This window comes from Streptomyces sp. NBC_01352 (genome assembly GCF_036237295.1).
GTDB classification, from domain to species: domain Bacteria; phylum Actinomycetota; class Actinomycetes; order Streptomycetales; family Streptomycetaceae; genus Streptomyces; species Streptomyces plumbiresistens.
This window is the reverse complement of record NZ_CP108354.1, coordinates 6,303,091-6,326,946: the sequence shown is the minus strand read 5'-3', so window position 1 is coordinate 6,326,946 and position 23,856 is coordinate 6,303,091. Positions and strand designations below refer to the sequence as shown.

Here is a 23,856-nt window from a genome sequence, read left to right as displayed (position 1 = left end):
CGCAGGGCCCCAAGCACGGGACTCACACAGCGCCGTTCCCTACGATGGCGCGGTGACCAGTACCGCGTCCTCCATGGACACCCGGCAGGAGCAGGCCCTTCAGGACCAGCGGCCGTCGTGGCAGCAGCGGCTGCGCCGTTTCGGCTATGCGGCGACGCCCAGAGGCGACGTACGCGACCGCCTGGTGCCGCCGTACGTCGAGCCCAGCCCTCGGCTGTGGCAGGTACTCGGGGTGTCGAAGGAGTTCGCCGGGCGGATCGGCCGCTGGTCCGCGTGGGGCGGTCCACTGCTGGTGACACTGTTCGCGGGCGTCATCCGGTTCTGGAACCTGGGCAGCCCGAAGGCGGTGATATTCGACGAGACGTACTACGCGAAGGACGCGTGGGCGCTCGTGCACCGCGGGTACGAGGTCAACTGGGACAAGAACGTCAACGACCTGATCCTGTCGAACAACGGGAACGTCCCGATCCCGACGGACGCGGCCTACGTCGTGCACCCGCCGGTCGGCAAGTACGTCATCGGGCTCGGGGAGCTGATCTTCGGGTTCAACCCCTTCGGCTGGCGGTTCATGACCGCCCTGCTCGGCACCCTGGCGATCCTGATGCTGTGCCGGATCGGCCGGCGCCTGTTCCGCTCGACGTTCCTCGGCTGTCTGGCCGGCGCGCTGATGGCGGTGGACGGCCTGGCGTTCGTGATGGCCCGCACCTCGCTGCTCGACGGCGTGCTGATGTTCTTCGTGCTGGCCGCGTTCGGCTGTCTGCTGATCGACCGCGACCGGGCGCGCGAGAAACTCGCCGCCGCCCTTCCCGCCGACGCCGACGGCCGGGTCCGCCCCGACGCGCACATCGCGGAGACCACCCGCTTCGGGTGGCGCCCCTGGCGCTGGCTGGCGGGCCTGATGATGGGCCTGGCGATCGGCACGAAGTGGAACGGCCTCTACGTCCTGGTCTTCTTCTGCGTGCTGGCCGTGCTGTGGGACGTCGGCTCCCGCAAGGTCGCGGGCGCGGGCCGCCCGTACGCGGCGGTGCTCAGGCGCGACGTCGGCTTCGCGTTCCTCGCCACCGTCCCGGTCGCGATCGCCACGTACGTCCTGTCCTGGCTGGGCTGGATCCTCTCCCCCGCCAACGGCAGCGGCGGCTACTACCGCAACTGGGCCGCGACCGACGGCAAGGGCGGCAGCTGGACCTGGCTCTTCCCCGACTGGTGGCGCAGCCTGTGGCACTACGAGCACGAGGTCTACAAGTTCAACATCAACCTCTCCTCGCCGCACACCTACCAGTCCAACCCGTGGAGCTGGATCGTCACCGGCCGCCCGGTCTCGTACTTCTACGAGTCCCCCGCCCCCGGCAAGGACGGCTGCCCCACGGACGCCGGCGAGAAGTGCGCCCGCGAGGTCCTCGCCATCGGCACACCGCTGCTGTGGTGGGTGGCCTGCTTCGCGATCCTGTACGTCCTGTGGCGCTGGTTCTTCCGCCGCGACTGGCGGGCCGGCGCGATCGCCTGCGGTATCGCGGCCGGGTACCTGCCCTGGTTCCTCTACCAGGACCGCACGATCTTCTTCTTCTACACGATCGTCTTCGTCCCGTTCCTCTGCCTGGCCGTCGCCATGCTCCTCGGCGCGATCATCGGCCCGCCGGGCTCCAGCGACACCCGCCGGGTGGCGGGCGCCACGGGTGCGGGCGTCCTGGTCCTGCTGATCGCCTGGAACTTCATCTACTTCTGGCCGCTGTACACCGGCACCGCCATCCCTATAGACGAGTGGCGGTCGCGGATGTGGCTGGACACATGGGTCTAGCCGGCCCCGCACTCGCCGACCTGGCGGGCGTCTGGCGGCGCTCGCTTCTCGTCGACGGCGACGGCGGCCGCGACACCACCAGCGCCGTCACCTGGGTCCAGGGTCCCGCCGGCTACGCCGATCTGCGGCAGCCTGCCGGTCTGTCGCGCCCCTCGGGGACCCGGGGTCTGGGCGACCTCTCCTTCGGGCAGCTGCTCGGCCTCGCCGGGCAGGAGGCCTTCGCCGGACGGCTGCGCCATGCCGACGGTGCCTTCCATTGGGGACGCACGGTCGACCACCGGCCGCCCGCGCCCCTTCCGGACGCCGGGCGGCTGGAGTGGCGCGGACCGGTGCTGGTCGAGGAGGGCCTGTATGCCCCGTACGTCGAGCACTGGCACCCGGTGGAGGACGCCGGCGGGCTCTGCGCGGCCGCCGAGCTGGTGGACCCGCACTCCGGCCGGGCCGGGCTGCTCGTGCGGGCCGGATCCTGGTTCGGCTACGCCCGCGACCGGAGCGAACCGCTGCCCGCCCACGCCTCGCTGACGGAACTGGTCGCGGGCGCGGCGGACACGGGCCGGGCCCGCGAGCTGCTCGACTGCGAGGTGTCGCTGGGCCGGATCACCGGCGGCCACTGGACCATTGAGCGCTCGACGCTCCCGCACCGCGAAGGCCGTACGCTCGCCCCCGCCCTGACCGGCGGCGACGACGGATTCTCCGTGAGCGACACCGGCCCGGACGGCACCGCGACCCCGCGCCGCTGGGAGATCGCCGCAGCCGAGGGGCCCCTCCACCTCCTCGCCACGACCAGGGGATCCGCGGCCGGCGGCTGACACCGCCCGGTGCGATCAGCTCGCGTGGCGGGCGGCACGGCTGTGGACCAGGTCATGGGCGCGTACGGCGAACCACAGCTCGGCGATGTGGTCGGTCCGGGTCACACCCCGGCCGGTCAACTGCTCGATCTTGCGCAGCCGGTAGCCGAGGGTCTGCTTGTGGATGTGCAGTTCGTCGGCGGCCGACTGCCAGGACCGGTTGCGCCGCAGGGTGACCCGCAGTGTGTGCAGGTAGTCGGTGCCGTGCTCGGCGTCGTGCGCCACCAGCGCCCCCAGCACTCTGGACGCCAGCACCTGGGCCTCGGCCGGGGTGCGCAGCAGCGGCAGGGCGGTCTCGTCGCCGTACCGGATCACCCGCCGGTTCTCGGTCTCGGCCGCGCCCAGTGCCCAGCGGGCCTCCTGCGCGGCTTCCGGCAGGCGCGCCGCCGTCCCGATCGGGTCGCTGACGCCCATCGGCGCGGCGGCGTCCAGCAGCCGGGTCAGCTCGGCGAGCCACTCCGGCCGGTCCTCCAGCACGAGGTGGAGGCTGTCGTCGCGCCGCAGCAGCAGGTGCGGGGCCCGCAGCCGGGACAGCCGTCGATCGATGTCGTCGGCGGGGCCGTCGCAGGCGGCCGGGGTGAGCACCAGAACGGCGGCGGCCGGCGTGATCCCGGTCTCCGCCAGCCGGTGCCCGGCGGTCGTCGCATCGAGCCCGCGGTCGAGCAGTTGGCGCAGCAGGTCCGCGCCCCGCCTGCGGCGGCTCTCCCGGTCGGCCGTGAGCTGGGTCAGTTCCAGGGCGCCGACGGTGGCGACATGCTGGAGCAGGTCGAGGCCGGGCAGCTGTTCCCCGGTCGGCTCGGCGACCAGCGCGGTCGGCTCGGCGCCCGGTACCGCGACGGCCAGGGCGATCGCCGCGCGCGAGCCGTCCGCCGCCCGGCGGCGCAGCCGCAGCACGCCGGGGATGGCGCTGCCGTGCGCCGCGTACTCGGCGACCAACTCCGGCGCGAAGCCGGTCTCGGGGCCGTCCTCGAACAGCGACAGACCGGTCTCGGGGTCGACGAGATAGAGCCGCGCCTTCAGCTCCCGTCCGAGCCGGGCGAACGTCTCCGGTCCGGGCAGCCCGCCGGCCATGGAGGTCCGCAGCAGGGAGTACAGGCGGGCGACGCCGGCGAGCTGCCGGGCCTCCTCCCGCTCGTTGACATCGGCCACCGCACGGACGACCGCGCTGAACGGCACGCTGTACGGCACGGACACCACCGGCAGCGACAGCGCGTCGGCCCGGTCGGTGAGCGCGCGGGTCAGCGGCGGCCCCTGCATGCCGAGGCCCAGCCCGAAGGCACTCGTGCCGGCCTCCGCGAGCCGTTCGATGAAGACCGTCTGCTCACCGGGATCGGCGGCCAGCCCGGTGCCGTTGGTCAGCAGCAGCTCGCCCGCGGACAGCCAGGCCCACGGATTGGGCAGGTCGGAGGGGTGCACCCAGCTGACCTCGCGGTCGACCCCGTCGGCACCCGCGTGCAGCGACATCTGCAGGTGCGGCAGCGCGAGGAGTTCGCGCACCGTGACCGCCATCGCCACCGCCTCCTTCGTCCCTGAGCGTATGGAACGTACGGGCGTCGGCCACGCCCGCGATGAGACGGGCGTGAATTCCCTGTTACCGGCCGCACACACGGGCCCGACCGGTATGACACGAATCGGGCCTCATACTCCGGTACGAATACGCGTCGATGTTCTGCGCCCCAGTCGGATGGCCGGACCACACCCGCCGTCCGCATGCTGTGCGCATCGAACGAGCGGAGAGTGCGCCATGGCGGAAGCGAATCCTTCTCAGCGTGGGAGCAGCACGCGTGATGCCACCACGGCTGCCGGACGGATCGGCTGGCCCGAGGGCTTCACCGCGGCCGCCTGCCTGACCTTCGACATGGACGCCGAAGCCGCGGTGCTGAGCACCGACCTCGCGTCGGTCCACCGCATGAGCCCGATGAGCCACCAGTCCTACGGACCGCTGGTCGGCGTGCCCCGGATCCTGGCCATGCTGGAGCGCCACGGCCTCAAGGCCACCTTCTTCGTCCCCGGATACACCGCACACCGCTACCCCCAGGTCGTGCGGTCGGTGGTCGAGGCAGGTCACGAGGTGGCTCACCACAGCTACTTCCACGAGAACACCGTCGGCATGGACGCCGCGACCGAGGCGGACATGCTCGATCTCGGCCTCAAGGCCCTGTACGAGGTCGCGGGCGTCCGGCCGGTCGGCTACCGGGCGCCGATGTGGGAGCTGAACTACCACACCCCTCGGCTCCTCGAAGAGCGCGGATTCCTCTACGACTCCAGCCTCATGGACGCCGACCACCCCTACCGGCTGGCCGTGGACGGACGGCCGCAGGCCCCCAGCATCGTGCAGGTGCCCGTCTCCTGGGGACTGGACGACTGGGAGCAGTACGCCTTCCTGCCCGGACTCATCGGCACCGGCGTGATCGAGAGCCCCGCCAAGGCGCTGGAGATGTGGACCTGGGAGCTGGAGGCCATGCACCGCCTCGGCGCCTGCTTCGTCCTCACCTGCCACCCGTTCCTGACCGGGCGTCCCTCGCGGGCCGAGGCGCTGGAGCGGCTGATCGAGCGGATGAAGGCGCTGCCCGGCCTGTGGATCACCACGGTGGCCGAGGTCGCCGAGCACACCGCGTCCCTGGATCTCTCGCCGCGCACCTGCCCGCAGCCGGAGCTCCCCGAGCAGGCGTACTGGGTACCGAAGCGTCCCTGAACGCCACCCCTTGACTTGTCACCCGCGCACACAGGCAAGGGCGCCTGTCGTGTCAATCCCGTATGCCCTCCTCGACAGGACAGTGTGATGACCCCAAGCGCCCAGACCGCCGCCCTGACCGGTCCGCCCGACCCGGCACTCGACACCGAAGCCGCCGGCGGGCTCAAGCAGCAGTACAACCTGAGATCCGCGTTCGCCCTGGCCTTCTCCGACGTCTCCCCCATCGTGGGCATGTACGGCGTCTTCGCCCTCGGTGTCATCACCGCAGGGCCCGCCTTCTGGTGGGCCTTCCCCGTCGTCCTCGTCGGCCAGTTGCTGGTCTGCGGGGTCTTCGGCGAACTGGTCTCCCGCTGGCCGCTGCAGGGCAGCGTCTACCAGTGGGCCCGCCACCTGATCGGCCCGCGCTACGGCTGGTTCACCAACTGGGCCTACATGTGGGGCCTGACCCTCGCCCTGTCGGCCCTGTCCTTCGCCGGATCCGGATTCCTGCTCGGGGCGCTCGGCGTCACCGGCTTCAGCCGCACCGAGCAGGCACTGACCGCCCTGGGCGTGCTGCTGTTCGGCTCGGCCGCGAACATGATCGGGGGACGCGTCCTCAAGGCGCTCCTCTACGTCAGCCTGACCGCGGAACTGATCGCCACCCTCGGCATCGGCACCGTGCTGCTCCTCGCCCACCGCTCCCACTCCTTCTCGATCCTGTTCAGCGGGGAGGGGACGGCGCACGGGTCCGCGTGGCTCACGGGACCGTTCCTCGGCGCCGTCGCGATCGCCGGCTGGTCCTTCGTCGGGTTCGAGTCGGCCGGCTCCATCGCCGAGGAGGTAAAGGAGTCCCGGCGCGTGCTGCCCAAGGCGATGGCCCTGGCCCTGGCCGCCGTCGGCATCCTCGTCATGTACGCCAGCCTGGGCATCCTGCTGGCCATGCCGGACATCGGTGACGTCCTGAGCGGCAAGGACGCCGACCCGGTCACCACCACGCTGGAGGCCGGCCTGGGCTCGGCGACCGGCAAGGCCCTGCTGATCGCCCTGGTCATCGGCTTCGCGGCCAGTCTGATGGCCGTGCAGGCGGCGGTCAGCCGGGCCATCTGGGCCGGCGCACGCGACAGGGCCCTTCCCGGCGCCCGGTTCCTGGGCACGCTCTCCGGCAAGGAGCGGGTGCCGCGCGGCGCGATCGCCCTGACCGCGGTGGTCGCGGGGTCGCTGCTCTTCATCAGCGCGGAGAAGATCTACGCACTGCTGCTCTCCTTCGCCAACGCCGGCTTCTACCTGTCCTACGCGCTGCCCGTGCTCGGCGCGGTCTACGTCCGGCTCCGCGGCACCTGGGAGCCCGGCGAGTGGTCCCTGGGCCGGTGGGGGAAGCCGGTGACGTACGCGGCCGCCGTATGGATCGTCTTCGAGTCGGTCAACATCGCCTGGCCGCGAGCCGTCAACGGCGTGTGGTACCTCGACTGGGGACTGCTGATCATGACCGGGGTACTGGGCGTGATCGGTGCGCTCGTGTACTGGTCGGTGTCGCGACCGGGCCACATGCCCTCGGTGACCTCCAAGTGAGCGGCCGGGTCGCCCTGATCACCGGTGCCGCCGGCGGTATCGGCGCCGCGACCGCCGAGGTACTGGCGGAGGCGGGCTGGCGCACCGCCGGACTCGACCTCCGCCCTTCCCCGACGGACCTGCCCGTCGTCGTCGACGTGACCGACCGTCAGGCGGTCGCGGAGGCGGTCGGGTGCGTGGCCGAGCGGTTCGGGCGGCTCGACCTGGTGGTGACCGCGGCCGGATACTACGAGGAGGGCATCGACGCCGCCGACCTCACGCTCGGCCAGTGGGACCGCATGTTCGCCGTGATCCTGGGCGGAACGGTCAACACCTGCGCCGCCGCGCTGCCCCACCTGGCCTCGGGCGGGGGCGGCGCGGTGGTGGTGATCTCCTCGGAGCTGGCGCTCACCGGCGGCAGCGGCGACGTGCACTACGTCGCCGCCAAGGGCGCGGTGCTCGGTTTCGCCAGGTCGCTGGCGCTGGAAGTGGCCGACGACGGGATCCGCGTCAACATCGTCGCGCCGGGCCCCACCGACACCCCGCTGCTGGCCGCGACTTCGCCCTGGCGCGATCCGGCGTACCTGGCCACCCTGCCGCTGGGCAGGCTGGTCAAGCCGGCCGAGGTCGCGTACACCGTGCGCTACCTGGCCACCGAGGGCGGCATGTACTGCGGGGACGTGCTGTCACCGAACGCCGGGGCGGTGATCTGACATGGCGTCCGACATCAAGGAGGGCGGCCTCGCCCTGGTGACCGGCGCCGCCCGGGGCGTCGGCCGGGCGACCGCCCTGCGGCTGGCCGCCGACGGCCACACCGTGGCGGTCAACGACCTCACCGACGACGGACGGCTGACCGAACTGGCCGAGCGCGTCGGCGGATTCGCCGCACCCGCCGACATCGCCGACCCGGCCGCCGTACGCGCCATGGTCGCCGACGTCGGGCGGCGGGCCGGGCGGCCGGTGGACGTACTGGTCGCCAACGCCGCGGCGATGGCGATGAGCCCCTTCCTCGACCAGCCGCCGCGGGAGTGGTGGCACCAGATCGAGGTGAATCTCTCCGGCCACTTCCGCGTCGTCCAGGCCGTGCTGCCGGGGATGCGGGCGCTCGGGCACGGCCGGATCGTGATCATCGCCTCGGAGTGGGGCGTGACCGGACAGCGCAACGCCACCGCCTACGCGGCCTCGAAGGCAGGCCTGATCGCGATGGCCAAAGGGCTGGCCCGCGAGTTGGGCCCGCAGGGCATCCTCACCAACTGTGTCGCGCCGTCCTACGTGGACACCGACCAGCTGCGCGTGGACGCCGAGGACGCGGGCCTCACGCTGGACGAGCTCCGGGCCCGCTACCGGCGCCTCATGCCGGTCGGCCGGCTGGCCGAGCCCACCGAGATCGCCGCGGCCGTCTCGTTCCTCGCCTCGCCCGGCGCGGGCGCACTCATCGGTCAGGTGCTCCAGCCCAATGGCGGCTCCACCAGAGCCCGCGCCTGAACAATCCCTCCAGCGGAACAGGAACCCCATGCCCGAGACATCCCGTGGTCCGCTGGGACCGCTCCCCCCGGTGAACGGCACGTCGGTCCCCCGCTTCGCCGGCAGCACGACCTTCGCCCGGGTACCGGAGATCGGCCAGGTCGGCGACTACGACGTCGCCGTGCTGGGCGTGCCGTTCGACACCGGCACCTCCTACCGCCCCGGGGCGCGGTTCGGCCCGATGGCCGTCCGGCAGGCGTCCCGCCATCTGCGCCCGGCGTTCCATCCCGAGCTGGACATCGCGCCGTTCGACGAGATCCAGGTCGTGGACGCCGGTGACGTGCCGGTCACCCCGTACTCGATCGACACGGCTCTGGGCCAGATCGCCGACCACGCGCGCGAGGTGGCGCGCGGCGGCCGGAGGCTGCTGGCGATCGGCGGCGACCACACGATCGCGTTGCCGATGCTGCGGACGGTGGTGCGCGAGCACGGTCCGGTCGCCCTGGTGCACTTCGACGCGCACCTGGACACCTGGGACACCTACTTCCAGGCGCCGACGACCCACGGCACGGTCTTCCGCCGCGCCTTCGAGGAGGGCCTGCTGATCGAGGACCACTCCCTCCACGTCGGCATCCGCGGTCCCCTGTACGGCCGGGCCGACATGGACGCCGACAAGCGCTTCGGCTTCCGTACGATCCGGGCGGGCGACATCGATGTCCTGGGCCTGGCGGGCACGATCCAGGCGATCACCGAACGGGTCGACGACCTCCCCGTCTATCTCTCCGTCGACATCGACGTCCTCGACCCGGCCTTCGCACCCGGCACGGGCACTCCGGAGGCCGGCGGGCTGACGAGCCGCGAACTCCTGCGGGTGCTGCGCGGGTTGACCGGACTGCACCTGGTCGGCGGTGATGTGGTGGAGGTGGCCCCCGCGTACGACCATGCCGAGGTGACGTCACTCGCCGCCGCCACCGTGCTGTTCGACATGGTCAGCCTCATGGCGGGGAGGTCGAGGAAGGCCTAGCGGAATCGGCCAATGATTCGCTCAACAAAGCGGAAACATCCGTTACACCAGTCCCCCCTTGCGCATAGAGTGCGACCACAGCAAGCCTTTCTGAACGCGTTCAGAAGATGCGTGGAAGGCACAAGGGGGAGGGGAAGCGCCGTAATGGGCAAGGGGGTAAAGACCGCCGTCATCGGTGGTGTGTTCGCCGTGATGGTCGGCGGCGCCGGGTACGGGGCGTACAACTTCGTGTCCGCGCTGAACGAGGACGGGGGCGGCGGGGCGGGTACGGCCGCCGGGCCTGCCCCGGTCAAGAGCGGGCCGCCGAGCGCGGACGAGGTCAAGGAGACGACCGCCAAGTTCTTCGCGGCCTGGGAGAAGGGCGACGCGGCGGACGCGGCGGGGTACACGAACAACGACACGGCGGCCGAGCCGCTGTTGACGGCGTACGGCGAGGCCGCCCACATCGGTGACGTGAAGATCACTCCCGGTACGGCGTCCGGCGCCACCGTTCCGTACACGGTGAAGGCGAAGGTGTCGTACGACGGGAAGTCGAAGCCGCTGACGTACAAGAGCGAGCTGACCGTCGTGCGCGGGGTCACCACCGGGCGGGCGCTGGTCGACTGGCAGCCGTCCGTGATCCATCCCGAGCTGCAGCGGGACGACACCCTGGTCACCGGGGAGGCGGCGAGCCCGCCGATCGAGGCCGTCGACCGCAACGGGACCGTGCTGACGGAGGAGAAGTACCCCTCCCTCGGGCCGGTCCTGGACGCGCTGCGCGGCAAGTACGGCGACAAGGCCGGCGGCACCCCGGGCATCGAGCTGGTGATCCGGCACCCGGAGGGGGGCGCCGCCGACACCCCGCTGGTGACCCTCGCCAAGGGCAGGGCGGGCAAGCTCGAGACCACGCTCAGCGCGACCGCGCAGGCCGCGGCGGAGAAGGCCGTCAAGCAGTACGCCCAGTCGTCGGTCGTCGCCGTCAAGCCCACCACGGGTGAGGTGCTGGCGGTGGCGAACAACCGCAAGGACGCCTTCAACGCGGCCTTCGAGGGCACGGTCGCGCCCGGCTCCACGATGAAGATCATCACTGCCGCGATGCTCATAGACAACGGCGTGACCTCGATGAACGGTCCGGCGCCCTGTGAGAACACCGCCGTGTGGCAGAGCCAGACCTTCAAGAACCTCACGGGCATGAAGCCCGACCTGAACGCCACGCTCGCCAACAGCTTCACGCGGTCCTGCAACACCGCCTTCATCAAGCTCATCGACGAGGATCCGCTCACCGACGAGTCGCTGACCACGGAGGCCCAGACCCGCTTCGGCATCGGCCTGGACTGGAAGACCGGCATCGTCTCCTTCGACGGCAGCGTCCCCGCCTCCGGCGGCCCGGACCGCGCGGCCAACGCGATCGGGCAGGGCCAGGTCCAGATGAACCCGCTGAACATGGCCTCCGTGACGGCCACCGCCATCACCGGCGACTTCCGCCAGCCCTACCTGGTGTCGCCGAAGCTGGACGACCGCCAACTGGCCACCGCCAAGGGGCTGCCGTACAACACGGCCTCCCAGCTGAAGCAGATGATGCGGCTGACCGCGACCCAGGGCACCGCCCAGGAGGCGATGTCGGGGCTCGGCGGGGACATCGGCGCGAAGACCGGTTCCGCAGAGGTCGACGGGCAGGCCGTGTCCGACAGCTGGTTCACCGGCTTCCGCAACGACGTCGCCGCGGCGGCCATGACCCAGGAGGGCGGACACGGCGGCGACGCGGCGGGCCCGATTGTCGCAGCTGTGCTACGAGCTGCCGGCTGAAGTCACCCGCACAGCACGGGACCCTAGGGTGGTGTCGTCGTTGAGGTGGAATGAGGGCAACGGGGACCCTGGGGATCGTGCGGAGGATCGAAAGCTGTGGGTAACAGAAGGCGCGTCGCCGAGCGACGACGGAAGACCAGGCCCGCCGTGATCGGCGGGATGATCGCCGTGGTCGTCGGCGGCGCCGGCTTCGGCGTCTACGCGCTGTACGGCGGCGGGGCGGCGGCCGACGACCGGACGCAGACGACGTCCGCCGAGGAGAAGGCGAAGGACATCCCGTCCGGCCCCCTCTCGGCGACCGAGGTCACCACCGCCGCGCAGACCTTCCTCACGGCCTGGCAGCAGGGCAAGGTGGCCGCGGCGGCCGCCGCCACGGACGACGCGAAGTCGGCCACCACCTCGCTGACCGGCTACACCAAGGACGCCCACATCAAGGGCGTCACGCTCACCGCGGGCGCCCGCACCGGCGACAAGGTGCCCTTCTCCGTGAAGGGCACGGTGTCGTACAAGGGCATCGAGAAGCCGCTGACATACGACAGCGCGCTGACGGTCGTCCGCGGCACCACCGACGGAAAGCCCGTGGTCGACTGGCGGCCCGCGGTCCTCCACCCCGACCTCCAGGACGGCGACACCCTGGTCACCGGCGAGTCCGGGACCCCGCCGATCAAGGCGGTCGACCGGGACGGGGGCGAGCTGACCACGGCGAAGTACCCGTCGCTGGGCCTGGTCCTCGACGGGCTGCGCGAGAAGTACGGCAAGACCGCCGGCGGCAAGGCGGGCATCGAGCTGCGGGTCGTCCGCGCCGAGTCCGCGAAGTCGTCGAAGTCGTCGCAGGCGTCCGACAAGACCCTGCTCGAGCTGAGCAAGGGCACGCCGGGCACCGTGAAGACGACCCTGAGCCCGAGGCTCCAGGCGGCCGCGGAGACGCAGGTGGCCAAGAAGGCGCGGTCGTCGGTCGTCCTCATGCGCCCCTCCACCGGCGAGATCCTCGCCGTCGCGAACGCCTCCCACGGCTTCAACACCGCCTTCCAGGGCTCCCTCGCCCCGGGCTCCACGATGAAGGTCATCACCTCCACGCTGCTGATCGACAAGGGCCTGGCCTCGGCGGACAAGGCGCACCCCTGCCCGAAGTACTTCACCTACGGCGGCTGGAAGTTCCAGAACGACGACAAGTTCCAGATCAAGGACGGCACCTTCAAGGCGAGCTTCGCCCGCTCCTGCAACACGGCCTTCATCAGCCAGGCGCCCGAGCTGGAGAACGACGACCTGACCAAGCAGGCCCAGCAGGTGTTCGGCCTGGGGCTCAACAACTGGGCGATCGGCGTGCCGTCCTTCGACGGCTCGGTGCCGGTGCAGAGCGCGGCCCAGATGGCGGCCTCGCTCATCGGGCAGGGCGGGGTCCGGATGAACCCACTGAACATGGCGTCGGTGTCGGCGACCATCGAGTCCGGCAGCTTCAAGCAGCCCTACCTGGTGTCCCCGACGGTCGACGACCGCACGCTGGCGAAGGCCTCGCGCACGCTGTCCGCGGGCACCCTGTCCCAGCTGCGGGAGCTGATGGCGTACACGGCGGCCTACGGCACGGCGGCCGAGGCGATGTCCGGGGTCACCGGGAACGTCGGCGCGAAGACGGGCTCGGCGGAGGTCGACGGCCAGAAGAAGCCGAACGGCTGGTTCACCGCGTACCGGGGCGACCTGGCGGCCGCGGGCGTGGTGCAGCAGGGCGGGCACGGCGGCGAGACGGCCGGCCCGATCGTGGCGTCACTGCTGAAGCTGGGCGGCTGACTCGCCGCGTCCCACGGGCGTGGCCAAGTACGTCCGCCGCAGGAACCTGAGCAGTGCCTTCGTCTCGAACTGCACCACCGAGACGCCCTGCGCGGAGTGGAACTCGACCACGGCCTGCACCCGCCCGCACGGCCACACGCGGACCTCTCCGCTGCCGACCGGTGCCCGCAGGCCCTGTTCGAGGAGCGAGCGCGAGAAGGTCCACTCGTCGTGGGTGCTGGGAAGCCCGACCTTGACGGAGCGCGGGTCGGTCTCGGGGTCGTAGCGCAGGATCACCGGGACCGCCTCGTCCTCCACGATGTCCGCGTCCGAAACGATGTGGGCTCGCGCGTACTGTTCGACTACAGACATCGTGACGGGCCTCTCACGCTGTGCAACCTGTGCGGAAGCTGTGCATCCACTCCCCCTCCAGCGTCGCATATTTCCCGGATTCCGCCCCTGGAGCCGCACAGCTTGCTCGTGACCGCTCCTGGCTGTTCGTTCCGCGTCTCTCTTGCAAGCCGTTCGCAACAAGCCACTATCATCGAACGGTGCATGTGCCTGACGGATTCATCGACGCCCCCATATCGGTAGCGACCGGAGCGGTCGCCGCGGCCGCCGTCGCGGTGAGCCTGCGCGGAGCCCGCCGTGAACTGGACGAACGCACCGCGCCGCTGGCCGGCCTGGTCGCGGCGTTCATCTTCGCCGTGCAGATGCTGAACTTCCCCGTCGCCGCGGGGACCAGCGGACATCTGCTCGGCGGCGCCCTCGCGGCGATACTCGTCGGCCCCTACACAGGGGTGCTGTGCATCGCCGTGGTCCTGCTCATGCAGGGCATCCTGTTCGCGGACGGCGGCCTCACCGCGCTCGGCGTGAACATCACGGTCATGGGCGTCGTCACGACGGTCGTCGCCTACGTCCTGTTCCGCGGACTCGTGAAGGTGCTGCCCCGCAAGCGGCGTTCCCTCACCGTCGCCTCCTTCGTCGCCGCCCTGATCTCCGTGCCGGCCGCGGCCCTCGCCTTCACCTTCCTCTACTGGCTCGGCGGCACCACCGACGTCTCCATCGGCAAGGTCGCCACCGCCATGGTCGGCGTGCACATCCTCATCGGCATCGGCGAGGCCGCGATCACCGCGCTGACCGTCGGCGCCGTCATCGCCGTCCGCCCGGACCTCGTGTACGGCGCCCGCGGCCTCCAGCAGAAGCTGAAGCTGCGGGTCAACGGCGAGCTGGTCGACGTACCGGACGCCGAACCGGTGCCCGTCGCCGCCCGGTCCCACCGCAAGGTGTGGGCGGCCGGCCTGGTCACCTCCCTCGTCCTCGCCGGGTTCGTCAGCTTCTACGCCTCCGCGAACCCCGACGGCCTGGAGAAGGTCGCCGCCGACAAGGGCATCGACGAGAAGACCGAGGAGCACGCGACCGCGGACTCCCCGCTCGCCGACTACGGCGTCAAGGACGTCGAGGACGCCCGGCTCTCCGGCGGTCTCGCCGGCGTGATCGGCGTCGGCGTCACGGTCGTCGCGGGCAGCACGGTGTTCTGGGCGGTGCGCAGGCGCCGTACCGACGACACCTCTCCCGTGAGCACGGGCGTCTGACGTGGGCGCCGGGCACGCGCACAGGCTCTACCGGCACGGGCACTCCCCCGTGCACGGCCTGCCGCCGCACACCAAACTCGCGGCGACCTTCGCCTTCGTGGTGGTCGTGGTGTCGACCCCGCGGGAGGCGATGTGGGCGTTCGGCCTGTACGCCGTCCTGCTGGCGGGCGTCGCGTACGCGGCCCGCGTGCCCGCCGGTTTCCTGCTCAAGCGGCTGCTGATCGAGGTCCCGTTCGTCGCCTTCGCGGTGCTGATGCCGTTCGTGGCGGAGGGCGAGCGGGTCGAGGTACTGGGCCTGCAGCTGAGCGTGAGCGGCCTGTGGGGCGCCTGGAACGTGCTCGCCAAGGGCACCCTGGGCGTCGCCGCGTCGGTACTGCTGGCTTCCACCACGGAACTGCGCGAACTGCTCCTCGGCCTGCAACGGCTCCGACTCCCGCCGCTGCTCGTGCAGATCGCCTCCTTCATGATCCGGTACGGCGACGTCATCGCGGACGAGATGCGGCGGATGCGGATCGCCCGGGAGTCGCGGGGCTTCGAGGCGAGCGGCGTCAAGCACTGGGGCGTACTCGCCAAGTCCGCCGGCGCCCTCTTCATCCGCTCCTACGAGCGCGGCGAGCGCGTGCACCTCGCCATGATCAGCCGCGGGTACGCCGGCTCGATGCCGGTCATCGACGAGGTGACCGCGTCCCGGGCCCAGTGGTCGTACGCGCTGACCCTCCCGTTCGCCGCCCTCGTCGTATGTCTGCTGGGATGGACGCTGTGACCGCTTCTCTCGAGGTCTCGGGCCTCGCCTTCGCCTATCCCGACGGACACCAGGCGCTGTTCGGCGTGGACTTCTCCATCGCGCGCGGCGAACGGGTCGCGCTGCTCGGGCCGAACGGCGCCGGCAAGACGACCCTGGTGCTGCACCTCAACGGCATCCTGAGCGGCGGCACCGGCACGGTGCGGGTCGCCGGGCTGCCCGTCGGCAAGCAGCACATGGCCGAGATCCGGCGCAAGGTCGGCATCGTCTTCCAGGACCCGGACGACCAGCTCTTCATGCCGACCGTGCGCGAGGACGTGGCGTTCGGTCCGGCGGCGGCCGGGCTGAAGGGGCCGGAGCTGGAGGAACGGGTGCTGGTGGCGCTGCGGCGGGTCGGCATGCAGGACTTCGCCGAGCGGCCCCCGCACCACCTCTCCTTCGGGCAGCGGCGCCGGGTGGCGGTCGCGACCGTGCTGGCGATGGAGCCGGAGATCCTCGTCCTCGACGAGCCCTCCTCCAACCTCGACCCCGCCTCCCGCCGCGAACTGGCCGACATCCTGCGGTCGTTGGACGTGACCGTCCTCATGGTCACCCACGACCTGCCCTACGCCCTGGAACTGTGCCCGCGCTCGCTGATCCTGAGCGACGGCACCATCGCCGCCGACGGGAAGACGGCCGAGCTCCTCGCCGACGACGCGCTGATGCGCGCGCACCGGCTGGAGCTGCCGTTCGGTTTCGATCCGCGTTCGGTGCCGGCGATCGAGAGCCGTCCCTGACAATGGGCGCGTGACGAACCAAGAGGACGCCGGGGTCGAGGGCTCGCTGCTGCTGGACGACCAGCTGTGCTTCGCGCTGTACGCCGCCCAGCGCGCGGTGACGGCCGCGTACCGGCCGCTCCTGGAGGACCTCGGCCTCACCTACCCGCAGTACCTCGTGCTGCTGGTGCTGTGGGAGCGCGGCGAGATCACGGTCAAGGAACTCGCGGGCGCGCTGCGCCTGGACTACGGCACGGTGTCGCCGTTGCTCAAGCGGCTGGAGAGCGCGGGGCTCGTACGCCGGGAGCGCTCGGAGAGCGACGAGCGCTCGGTGCTGATCGCGTGCACGGGACGCGGCGAGGAACTCAAGGAGCGCGCGGCGCGCGTACCCGGCGCTCTGCTCACGGCGACGGAGCTGGAGGGCGCGGAGGTCGCGCGGTTGCGCGAGGAGTTGTGGCGGCTCGCGGACCGGGCGGAGGCCGCGGCCGAACGCGCCCGCTGACATCGCCCTGACCTCACCCCGCTGACGTCGCGTTACCCGCGGTTGCCGCCCCCCGGTCGTGGAAAGCACGGCTACTGGCCGGTACCTTGTGCACAATGTATTTGCTGGGGGAGGTTCTGCCGTGATCGAAGAGACCGTCGAAAGCACCGCCGTCTCCGTCGACACCCGTCCGACGAAGATCGTGTACGTCGCCGAGGCCACCGCGCACGGCGGCCGGGACGGCTATGTCACCAGTCAGGACGGGCAGATCGAGCTGAAGGTCGCGATGCCGCCGGAACTCGGCGGGGACGGCAACGGCACCAACCCGGAGCAGCTGTTCGCGGCCGGCTACAGCTCCTGCTTCCACAACGCGCTGGTGCTGGTCGGCCGCCGGTCGGGCTACGACCTGACCGGCTCCACGGTCGCCGCGAAGGTCGGCCTCGGCCCCAACAAGCAGCGCGGCTACGGCCTCGCGGTCGCCCTCAGCGTCTCGCTCCCGGTCCTCGACGCGGACATCGCGGCCAAGCTGGTGGACGCGGCGCACGAGGTCTGCCCGTACTCGAACGCGACCCGCGGGAACATCGACGTGACGATCCTGCTTGGCTGAGGGGAGGGGGAACCCCCTGAGCGAGACGCACCCGGCGCGACGAGGAGTACGCACGTGGACGTGAACGGCACAGTCGCCGAGGGCTTCGAGCCGGTCAGGGAAGCGTTCGTAGGGAACTTCGAGACGCTCGGGGACCGCGGCGCGGCCCTGGCCGTCTACCGGGACGGGCACCGGGTCGTCGACCTGTGGGCCGGTACCAGGGACGTCGACGGCACCGAGCCCTGGCGGCGCGGTACCGCGCAGATCGTGCGCTCGGCGACCAAGGGCGTCGCCGCCGCCGTACCGCTGCTCCTGCACCAGCGCGGGCTGCTCGACCTGGACGCGCCCGTGGGCGAGTACTGGCCCGAGTTCAAGGCACGCGGCAAGGAACGGGTCCTGGTCAGGCACGTACTGAACCACCGCGCCGGCCTCCCCGTCCTGGACCGTCCACTCACGCCCGAGGAGGCGCTGAACCCGGCACGGGGCGCCGAGGCGGTCGCCGCCCAGTCCCTCGTCTGGGAGCCCGGCACCGACCACGGCTACCACGCGCTGACGTACGGCTGGATGCTGGACGAACTGGTGCGGCGCGTGACCGGACTGTGGGCCGGCGAGTGGATCGCGGCCCAGATCGCCGGACCGCTGGGCGCCGACCTGTGGCTGGGCCTGCCGGAAGCCGAGGAAGCCGCCGGCCGGACGGGCCGGGTGGGCAGCCTGGAGACACCGGAGCCCGCCACCGGGGCGGCCCTGCGCGTCCGCCCCAAGCGCGCGGTCACCGAGGCCTACGCCGACCCGGACTCCCTCACCCGCCGCGCCTTCGCCGCGATCACCCCCTTCCCCGACCAGAACGCCCCGGCGTACCGGGCGGCCGCCCTGCCCGCCACCAACGGCATCGCGACCGCGGACGGCCTCGCCCGCGTCTACGCCGCCCTGATCGGCGAGGTCGACGGGGTGCGGTTGTTCGACCCGGCCACGGTGGAACTCGCCCGGGCCGAGGAATCGGCGGGCCCCGACCGCGTCCTCGTCGTCGGCACCCGCTTCGGCCTCGGCTACATGCTGCACGGCACCGCGTCACCGCTCCTCGGCCCGGGTTCCTTCGGCCACCCGGGCCGCGGCGGCTCCCTCGGCTTCGCCGACCCGGAGACCGGCATCGCCCTCGGCTATGTGACGAACGGCTTCCGCAAGACCGTGACGGCCGACCCGCGGGCGCAGGCGCTGGTCAGGGCGGTGCGGAGCGTCGTCGTAGGACAGCAGCGGCCGTAGCGGCCGTGGCGTCTCAGACGTGGATCGGGTGGGAGGTCCGGCCGGACGCCTGGTCGATCTCGTCGTGCGCCTTGGTCAGCAGCTGCATGGCCAGTTCGTTCAAAGCGCGGGCAGCGGCGACCTCCTCCCCCACCCTCGGCTGATTCGCGTCGGTGTGGTGGCGGGTGGCGTGTCCTCGCGTGCGTACTTCGCTGCCGTCGGGCAGGCGCACCATCGCGGCCGCCCGTGTGTGCGAGTCATCCTCCTGGAACTCGAGCTCGATGTGCCATCCCACAGCGCTGTGCATCATGACGATCACCTCCGGAAGACCTGATTCCAGGGTGCTCCTTCAGCCCGTTCGCGACTAGTCGGGCTCCCCGAGCTCCTCGGTGCGCGGCACGGGCCCGGCCGGTCGGGTGCGGGCGGGCGAGCTCAACGCCGCCACCCGCTCGGCCAGCAGGTCCGTACGCTCGGCGATCTCCCGCACCACGTCGGTACGCAGCCGGCGCTGGCGTCGGTAGGCGAGTTCCATCGTGGTCAGCGAGAGGGCCGCGCCGATCAGCGCGACCACCGCCAGGGCGACGTGGATGCGTGCCGTGCCGAGGCCCGCCGCACGGTAGGCGAAACCCGTCGTCAGGAGCAGCGCCCCGGTCAGCGTCAGCCACAGGACGTAGAGGCTGGACAGCCAGGGGTGGTCCTGCCGCAGCCAGGCCGACCGGGACCGCTCCGCCTCCTCCCGCATGCCGGCCAGCGCGCGGCCGATGTCGGCGAGTTCCCACGCGGCCTTCTCCCGCTGCGCACGCGACAGCGGTCGTAGCCACTGGCTCGTACGGAGGTCCAGACGCGCGGCCGCCCGGCGCACCTCGGGTCGGGTGACCGGTACGGGAAGGCTCTGTGGCCATCTGGCCCACAGGTCCTTGTCCCGCCGATGGAGACGGATGGCCGTGAAGGTCCCGCGGCCGACGCCGATCAACACGCACAGCACCACGAAGAAGGGCCCCACGAGCCCCGTGCCGCCCTGGATCGAGAGACCTCCGACCACCAAGGCGACGACGAACACGCCACCCACCGGCCACGTGTACCGGATGTACGTCCGATACTTGACCGTGTGCATCTCGCGCTCCCAGGAGTTGACGGAGCGGCCGAGCGGGCTGCAGACGAGGCCGACGGAGGCCAGAACCGCGGCCATCACCAGACACGACCAGAAGGCGGCCCACAGGGTGAACGGAAGGTCGTCCGTCCCCACCCATCCGTCGCCCCAGGGAACCGCGGGCACTCCGAGCAGGACGGCCACCGCCGACACCACCGTGCCGGCTCCCAGCCACCGACCGGGCCGGACCCCGCGCGACATCGGCGCCGGGATCGGCTGCCAGGTCGGGGCCACCTTGGACTCCAGTACCGCGATCAGGCGCGGCAGATCGGCGTGGAGCCGGTCCCGGTACAGACGTTCGGCCTGCCAGGAGGCGAACTCGCGCACCGATTCCGGGAGTTCCTCCTCCTTCGGCATGGTGGCATCGTCCAGCAGCACCGGAACGACGGTCCTCCCGCACTCCAGGGCCAGTTCGATCTCCCGGCGGACCCAGTCGTCCTTGTCGTCCAACCGCCGGGCACCGGTCGCGTCCCGGGTGTCCGCCCACCCCGCATGGACCACGGCGAGCAGGACCTCGCAGTCCGCCACCCGCTCCTTCAGCATGTCCGGGAACCGCCGCCCCGGCACCAGGGACGCGGAGTCCAGGAACACCTGGTCCTCGCCGAAGTACCGCTCGATCCGCTCGTACAGTTCCCGTACGACGGCTTCGTGATCACGGTCGACTCTGCGGTAGTTGATGAAAACGCCGCCCATACCGCCGCCCCGCCCTCGTCCCGCACGCCGGAGATCAATACCAGGCTTCGTACCAGAGACGCGTGCGCGCAGGACGCGGAACGCGGCCGAAACCAGCCGTACGCGGGAGGGACGGAACGGGCATACCGGCCGGGGTTGCCGGAGAGGGTCGGAATGGGCATACCGGCCGGCGTTGTTGGAGACGGTCATGACAGCTGACCGGCGCACGATCACCAACCCGCCCGCCCTGCACGACCCGACACCCTTCGGCTACAGCCATGCGGTCTCGGCGCCCGGCGAACTCGTCTTCATCGGCGGCCAGTACGCCTCCGACACCACCGGCGCTCCCGTCCCCGGCGACTTCGCCGCCCAGGTGGACCTGGCCTTCGACCGGCTGCACTCCGCCCTGGAGGGGGTCGGACTCGGCTACGAACACGTAGTCCGGCTCGGCACGTTCATCGTCGACCACGACCTCGCCAAGCTGGAGACCCTCGGCAAGGCGCTGCACGCCCGCTTCGGCGACCGGCTCCCGGCGCAGACGCTGAGCGGGGTCGCCTCGCTCGCGCTGCCCGGGATGCTCTTCGAGGTGGACGCGGTGGCGGTACGGCCGTAGCAGGTGTCGCAGCAGCCGGTATCGCCGTAACGCCTACCCCGCGTGCAGCATCAGCCCGATCCCGACGACCAGGAGCCCCGCCGCGGCGATGCGCGGGGCTCCGAACTTCTCCTTGAAGAACACGGCCCCGATGGCCGCGCCCACGATGATCGACGATTCGCGCAGCGCGGCGATGGGAGCGAGCTCCGCCTTGGTCTGGGCCCACAGGACGAGCCCGTACGCCGCCACGGAGAGGGCCGCGCCCAGCAGTCCGACGCCCGCGAAGGGGCGTAGCAGGAGGACGAACTGTCCGCGCCAGCGGTAGAGCGCGTACGCCGGGATCGCCACGCCCTCCACCGCCATCAGCCAGGCGATGTAGCCGAGGGACGACCCGGAGGCCCGGACGCCCAGCCCGTCGACGACGGTGTACGCGGCGATGGTCAGGCCGGTCGCCAAGGCGGCCCCGATCGCCGCCCAGTTCGGGCGGCGCCCGCGCATCCCCCACAGGGCGACGCCGGTCAGCCCCGCGCAGGAGAAGGCGATGCCCGCCGCCGCCCAGCCGTCCGGCACCTCGTGGGCGAAGACGGCGGCGAGCAGGGTGACCACGAGGGGCGCGGTGCCGCGCGCGATCGGATACGCCTGCCCGAAGTCGCCCAGCCGGAAGGACCTCATCAGCAGCACGTAGTAGGCGAGGTGGATGACCGCCGAGGCGATCAGATACGGCCACGCCCCCGCCGCCGGAACCGGCACGAACGGCATCATGGCGAGCCCGATCAGCGACCCCCCGCCCGCGATCAGCGTGAACCCGACGAGCTTGTCGGTGATCTGGTGCGCGATGGCGTTCCAGCTGGCGTGTGTCACCGCGGCCACCAGCACGGCCGCGGTGACCAGGGGCGTCACGAGGTGCGCTCGCGCACGTCCACCAGGGTGGCTCCGGCGTGGGCGACAAGGTCCTTGGGCTGCATGGGGAAGACGGTGTACGGGGTGCCGGCGGCCGCCCACACGAGGTCGTGGTCGAGCAGCGACCGGTCCGCCAGCACCCGCGTCCTGGTGCGGTGTCCGAAGGGCGGCACGCCCCCGATCGCATACCCCGTGGTCTCCCGGACGACGTCGGCCCTGGCCCGGGTGACCTTGTCGGCGCCGAGCGCCTCACGGACCAGGTCCAGGTCCACCCGGGAGGCCCCGTCCATGAGCACCAGCACCGGTACCCCGTCCGCCGCGAAGATCAACGACTTGCAGATCTGGCTCAACTCGCATCCGATCGCCGCCGCGGCCTCGGCGGCGGTACGGGTGGCGTCCGGGAAGCGCCGGATGCGGGGATGCAGGTCGTCGAGGCCGAGCTCGCGCAGGGCTTCGGCGAAACGGGGGTGGGCTGCGGAGCCCTCGCTGTCAGTGGCGGCTGTGGTCATGTACGGCACGCTAGCGGCGCGTGTACGGGGCATGCGACCGGGTTACGGCCGTCGCCTCCCCGCCCGTGCGTCACGTCGGGAACTCGCCGTACCAGGCGCGGTTGAGAAGGTACTTGGGCAGGTACGGCGAGCCGGTGTCGACCGGGAAGTCCCCGTCGTACGCGAAGCAGGCCATGGCGAGGGGCCCCAGCGCCACCCGACCGCGCGGGTCGCTCGCCGCCTTGTTCCAGTACCGCTCGTGATGGTCGAGCGCCTCGCCGAGCACCTCGGCGAAGGCCTCGCGGTTGTTGGTGACGAGGCGGTGGAAGAGGGCGACCGGCTGGTAGTCGACGAAGTTCAGGAAGTCGGCCGGGGTGCGGGTCGCCACGTGCGGGTGGGACGACTCCATGGTGGCCACCAGCTTGGGCACCAACTCGTCCATCGGCTGCCTGAGCCAGTAGTGCTGGAGGGTGCCGATCCAGTGGAAGAGGTAGTCGTCGGTGTCCGGGGTGACCCGCCGCAGGTCCTCCACGGGCACCTGGCTCAGCCGGTCCAGCCGCTCGCTCTCCCGGCAGACCAGCGAGAGGAAGAAGGCGTCCAGCCAGGCACGGGCGTCGGCGTACGGCTGCTCGGCCCCGCCCTCGAAGAGCGCGCTGCCGGCCTGCATGGCGGCGACCCAGGCCTCCCAGGTCTCCAGTTTCGCGGCGTCGGGGTCGGCGGCGCAGGCGTCGTAGGCACGGGTGAGGGCGCCGGTGAAGGGGGACTCCGCCTTGGCGTTCTCGGGGTTCTTGGCGTTCTCGGGGTTCTCGGCGCTCTGCCCGCCCCGAAGCCGCTTCATCAGGTCCACCAACTCCTGCGGCGGTACGACCGACATGGAGCGCGTCTCGTGGTCGAAGGCGGTGAGACAGGCGAGCCGCCCCTGGTGCCACCAGTACAGCCGGGGACTGAGCGAACCGGGCCCGTCCTGATAGGCGCCGAGGGCATAGGCACCCAGCTCGTTGACGGCGTCCACGACCGTGCCGTCCACGATCGGATGGAACGCGAGCAGATGCCGGGTCGGTACGACGACGAGGGCCCCGTTCTCCGGCAACTCCCGCCCGGTGAGCGCCCGCACCAGCTCGGGCAGCACGAGCGCCTTGGCCGCTACGAAGTGGGAGTCGCCGTGTACGGAGTGCAGGACGGCGCCGGACGGCCCGTCCATCTCCTCGTACTCCACCGGCTCGCCCAGCAGATTCGCCCGCCCGGCCGCCCACAACTCCTCGGCCCCGGCCCGCTCGACATCCGTGTCGCTCAGGATCCGTACGGTGTCCGGGGCGTCCAGCGCCAGCACGGCGAGGAGCCCTTCGGAGACGGGACGCGCGTAACGGAACCCGTCCGCCATGTCGGCCAGGGCGTCGTCGGGGAGCAGCCGCAGACAACTGTGCCGCAGCAACTCCTCGGCGCTGTCGCCCCCTTGCCCCGCGCCTTCCGTCCTCCGGAAGTGCTGCTCGACGACCTCCGGCCAGCCCTCCTCCGCGATCACCCGGCACGTCTGCGCGAGCGACGTCAGCGGACTGACATGACCGTCACTGTGCACGACGGCCCCTCCGTCGACCGCCGGGCGCAGACCCTGGCGTATGAAGTGGTCGAGGGCGAGCCCTCTCAGCCGTTCGGCCTGAGCGACGGTGAGCATGGGCAGGTGGGGGTCGGGGGCGGAAGCGGAGGCGGAGGCGGCATGTTGGTGTTCTGTCACCCGGCAACCCTAGGGGCCTCTT

Annotated in this window: 23 protein-coding genes; 16 read left to right on the top strand and 7 right to left on the bottom strand. The window is 71.5% G+C overall.

Annotated elements, in window-relative coordinates; genetic code table 11:
- Nucleotides 1-52: 52 nt before the first annotated feature.
- Entirely contained in the window at nucleotides 53-1,795 is a 1,743-nt protein-coding gene (locus OG252_RS29545) for a dolichyl-phosphate-mannose--protein mannosyltransferase (protein ID WP_266438301.1), read from the top strand.
- Complete coding sequence (locus tag OG252_RS29540) at nucleotides 1,786-2,604, top strand: hypothetical protein (RefSeq protein ID WP_329339909.1); 819 nt, start codon at nucleotides 1,786-1,788, stop codon at nucleotides 2,602-2,604. Before OG252_RS29545 ends, OG252_RS29540 begins: the two co-directional genes overlap by 10 nt.
- A 15-nt stretch (nucleotides 2,605-2,619) precedes the next feature.
- Here OG252_RS29540 and OG252_RS29535 read toward each other — a convergent pair whose 3' ends face one another.
- The gene (locus OG252_RS29535) at nucleotides 2,620-4,152 is read right to left on the bottom strand and encodes a PucR family transcriptional regulator (protein WP_329339907.1); all 1,533 of its coding nucleotides are present in this window, start codon (nucleotides 4,150-4,152) and stop codon (nucleotides 2,620-2,622) included.
- Between the two features lie 235 nt (nucleotides 4,153-4,387).
- On the opposite strand from OG252_RS29535, the gene OG252_RS29530 reads away from it, so the two are divergent.
- The 7 genes from OG252_RS29530 (at nucleotide 4,388) to OG252_RS29500 (ending at nucleotide 12,923) form a co-directional block, all read left to right on the top strand.
- Nucleotides 4,388-5,338 carry a polysaccharide deacetylase family protein gene (locus OG252_RS29530; protein WP_329339905.1) on the top strand — a complete coding sequence of 317 codons (951 nt, stop codon included), beginning with the start codon at nucleotides 4,388-4,390 and terminating at the stop codon, nucleotides 5,336-5,338.
- An 87-nt stretch (nucleotides 5,339-5,425) separates the two neighbouring features.
- Nucleotides 5,426-6,886 carry an APC family permease gene (locus tag OG252_RS29525; RefSeq protein ID WP_329339903.1) on the top strand — a complete coding sequence of 487 codons (1,461 nt, stop codon included), beginning with the start codon at nucleotides 5,426-5,428 and terminating at the stop codon, nucleotides 6,884-6,886.
- Nucleotides 6,883-7,578, top strand: coding sequence for an SDR family NAD(P)-dependent oxidoreductase (locus OG252_RS29520; RefSeq protein WP_329339901.1), 696 nt, complete (start codon nucleotides 6,883-6,885; stop codon nucleotides 7,576-7,578). The genes OG252_RS29525 and OG252_RS29520 overlap by 4 nt, the downstream gene beginning before the upstream one ends.
- Before the next feature lies 1 nt (nucleotide 7,579).
- On the top strand, nucleotides 7,580-8,350 hold the full coding sequence (locus OG252_RS29515; protein WP_329339898.1) for an SDR family NAD(P)-dependent oxidoreductase: 771 nt from the start codon (nucleotides 7,580-7,582) through the stop codon (nucleotides 8,348-8,350).
- A 28-nt stretch (nucleotides 8,351-8,378) separates the two neighbouring features.
- Nucleotides 8,379-9,353, top strand: a complete 975-nt coding sequence (speB, locus tag OG252_RS29510) for an agmatinase (RefSeq protein WP_266438282.1) — start codon at nucleotides 8,379-8,381, stop codon at nucleotides 9,351-9,353.
- 144 nt (nucleotides 9,354-9,497) lie between these two features.
- A complete protein-coding gene (locus OG252_RS29505; protein ID WP_329339896.1) occupies nucleotides 9,498-11,138 on the top strand; it encodes a penicillin-binding transpeptidase domain-containing protein in 1,641 nt (546 codons plus the stop codon).
- A gap of 96 nt (nucleotides 11,139-11,234) precedes the next feature.
- Nucleotides 11,235-12,923 (top strand): penicillin-binding transpeptidase domain-containing protein, encoded by a 1,689-nt coding sequence (locus OG252_RS29500; RefSeq protein WP_329339894.1) that lies wholly within the window; start codon nucleotides 11,235-11,237, stop codon nucleotides 12,921-12,923.
- Here OG252_RS29500 and OG252_RS29495 read toward each other — a convergent pair.
- Nucleotides 12,900-13,274: an SsgA family sporulation/cell division regulator gene (locus OG252_RS29495; protein ID WP_266438275.1), complete on the bottom strand. Its 375-nt coding sequence runs from the start codon at nucleotides 13,272-13,274 to the stop codon at nucleotides 12,900-12,902. The genes OG252_RS29500 and OG252_RS29495 overlap by 24 nt on opposite strands.
- 179 nt (nucleotides 13,275-13,453) lie before the next feature.
- On the opposite strand from OG252_RS29495, the gene OG252_RS29490 reads away from it, so the two are divergent.
- From OG252_RS29490 to OG252_RS29465, 6 genes are all read left to right on the top strand, one after another.
- Nucleotides 13,454-14,497 (top strand): energy-coupling factor ABC transporter permease, encoded by a 1,044-nt coding sequence (locus tag OG252_RS29490; RefSeq protein WP_266438272.1) that lies wholly within the window; start codon nucleotides 13,454-13,456, stop codon nucleotides 14,495-14,497.
- Nucleotide 14,498: 1 nt separating this feature from the next.
- Nucleotides 14,499-15,260: a cobalt ECF transporter T component CbiQ gene (gene cbiQ, locus OG252_RS29485; RefSeq protein ID WP_329339891.1), complete on the top strand. Its 762-nt coding sequence runs from the start codon at nucleotides 14,499-14,501 to the stop codon at nucleotides 15,258-15,260.
- Nucleotides 15,236-16,015: an energy-coupling factor ABC transporter ATP-binding protein gene (locus OG252_RS29480; protein ID WP_411149285.1), complete on the top strand. Its 780-nt coding sequence runs from the start codon at nucleotides 15,236-15,238 to the stop codon at nucleotides 16,013-16,015. Before cbiQ ends, OG252_RS29480 begins: the two co-directional genes overlap by 25 nt.
- Nucleotides 16,016-16,025: 10 nt before the next feature.
- Nucleotides 16,026-16,496 carry a MarR family winged helix-turn-helix transcriptional regulator gene (locus OG252_RS29475; RefSeq protein WP_266438264.1) on the top strand — a complete coding sequence of 157 codons (471 nt, stop codon included), beginning with the start codon at nucleotides 16,026-16,028 and terminating at the stop codon, nucleotides 16,494-16,496.
- A 121-nt stretch (nucleotides 16,497-16,617) separates the two neighbouring features.
- Nucleotides 16,618-17,082 carry an organic hydroperoxide resistance protein gene (locus OG252_RS29470; RefSeq protein WP_266438261.1) on the top strand — a complete coding sequence of 155 codons (465 nt, stop codon included), beginning with the start codon at nucleotides 16,618-16,620 and terminating at the stop codon, nucleotides 17,080-17,082.
- A gap of 54 nt (nucleotides 17,083-17,136) precedes the next feature.
- Complete coding sequence (locus OG252_RS29465; protein ID WP_329339887.1) at nucleotides 17,137-18,321, top strand: serine hydrolase domain-containing protein; 1,185 nt, start codon at nucleotides 17,137-17,139, stop codon at nucleotides 18,319-18,321.
- A 13-nt stretch (nucleotides 18,322-18,334) separates the two neighbouring features.
- On the opposite strand, the gene OG252_RS29460 is transcribed toward OG252_RS29465, so the two are convergent.
- Together OG252_RS29460 and OG252_RS29455 are read right to left on the bottom strand one after the other, a co-directional pair.
- A complete protein-coding gene (locus tag OG252_RS29460; protein WP_266438256.1) occupies nucleotides 18,335-18,610 on the bottom strand; it encodes a DUF1876 domain-containing protein in 276 nt (91 codons plus the stop codon).
- Between the two features lie 54 nt (nucleotides 18,611-18,664).
- Nucleotides 18,665-20,143, bottom strand: a complete 1,479-nt coding sequence (locus OG252_RS29455) for a toll/interleukin-1 receptor domain-containing protein (protein WP_329339885.1) — start codon at nucleotides 20,141-20,143, stop codon at nucleotides 18,665-18,667.
- A 187-nt stretch (nucleotides 20,144-20,330) separates the two neighbouring features.
- On the opposite strand from OG252_RS29455, the gene OG252_RS29450 reads away from it, so the two are divergent.
- On the top strand, nucleotides 20,331-20,735 hold the full coding sequence (locus OG252_RS29450; RefSeq protein WP_329339882.1) for a RidA family protein: 405 nt from the start codon (nucleotides 20,331-20,333) through the stop codon (nucleotides 20,733-20,735).
- Nucleotides 20,736-20,768: 33 nt separating this feature from the next.
- Here the strand turns inward: OG252_RS29450 and OG252_RS29445 are convergent, their stop codons facing one another.
- From OG252_RS29445 to OG252_RS29435, 3 genes are all read right to left on the bottom strand, one after another.
- Nucleotides 20,769-21,614: a DMT family transporter gene (locus tag OG252_RS29445; protein ID WP_329339880.1), complete on the bottom strand. Its 846-nt coding sequence runs from the start codon at nucleotides 21,612-21,614 to the stop codon at nucleotides 20,769-20,771.
- Nucleotides 21,611-22,123, bottom strand: coding sequence for a YbaK/EbsC family protein (locus OG252_RS29440; protein ID WP_266438243.1), 513 nt, complete (start codon nucleotides 22,121-22,123; stop codon nucleotides 21,611-21,613). Before OG252_RS29440 ends, OG252_RS29445 begins: the two co-directional genes overlap by 4 nt.
- A 70-nt stretch (nucleotides 22,124-22,193) precedes the next feature.
- Entirely contained in the window at nucleotides 22,194-23,834 is a 1,641-nt protein-coding gene (locus OG252_RS29435; RefSeq protein WP_329339878.1) for an immunity 49 family protein, read from the bottom strand.
- Between the last annotated feature and the right edge of the window lie 22 nt (nucleotides 23,835-23,856).

Coding starts and splice junctions, on each gene's coding strand:
- OG252_RS29515 (WP_329339898.1), top strand. CDS start 7,580: ATGGCGTCCGACATCAAGGAGGGCGGCCTCGCCCTGGTGACCGGCGCC.
- OG252_RS29535 (WP_329339907.1), bottom strand. CDS start 4,152: ATGGCGGTCACGGTGCGCGAACTCCTCGCGCTGCCGCACCTGCAGATG.
- OG252_RS29525 (WP_329339903.1), top strand. CDS start 5,426: ATGACCCCAAGCGCCCAGACCGCCGCCCTGACCGGTCCGCCCGACCCG.
- speB (WP_266438282.1), top strand. CDS start 8,379: ATGCCCGAGACATCCCGTGGTCCGCTGGGACCGCTCCCCCCGGTGAAC.
- OG252_RS29495 (WP_266438275.1), bottom strand. CDS start 13,274: ATGTCTGTAGTCGAACAGTACGCGCGAGCCCACATCGTTTCGGACGCG.
- OG252_RS29460 (WP_266438256.1), bottom strand. CDS start 18,610: ATGATGCACAGCGCTGTGGGATGGCACATCGAGCTCGAGTTCCAGGAG.
- OG252_RS29480 (WP_411149285.1), top strand. CDS start 15,236: ATGTCTGCTGGGATGGACGCTGTGACCGCTTCTCTCGAGGTCTCGGGC.
- OG252_RS29530 (WP_329339905.1), top strand. CDS start 4,388: ATGGCGGAAGCGAATCCTTCTCAGCGTGGGAGCAGCACGCGTGATGCC.
- OG252_RS29455 (WP_329339885.1), bottom strand. CDS start 20,143: ATGGGCGGCGTTTTCATCAACTACCGCAGAGTCGACCGTGATCACGAA.
- OG252_RS29540 (WP_329339909.1), top strand. CDS start 1,786: ATGGGTCTAGCCGGCCCCGCACTCGCCGACCTGGCGGGCGTCTGGCGG.
- OG252_RS29450 (WP_329339882.1), top strand. CDS start 20,331: ATGACAGCTGACCGGCGCACGATCACCAACCCGCCCGCCCTGCACGAC.
- OG252_RS29440 (WP_266438243.1), bottom strand. CDS start 22,123: ATGACCACAGCCGCCACTGACAGCGAGGGCTCCGCAGCCCACCCCCGT.
- OG252_RS29505 (WP_329339896.1), top strand. CDS start 9,498: ATGGGCAAGGGGGTAAAGACCGCCGTCATCGGTGGTGTGTTCGCCGTG.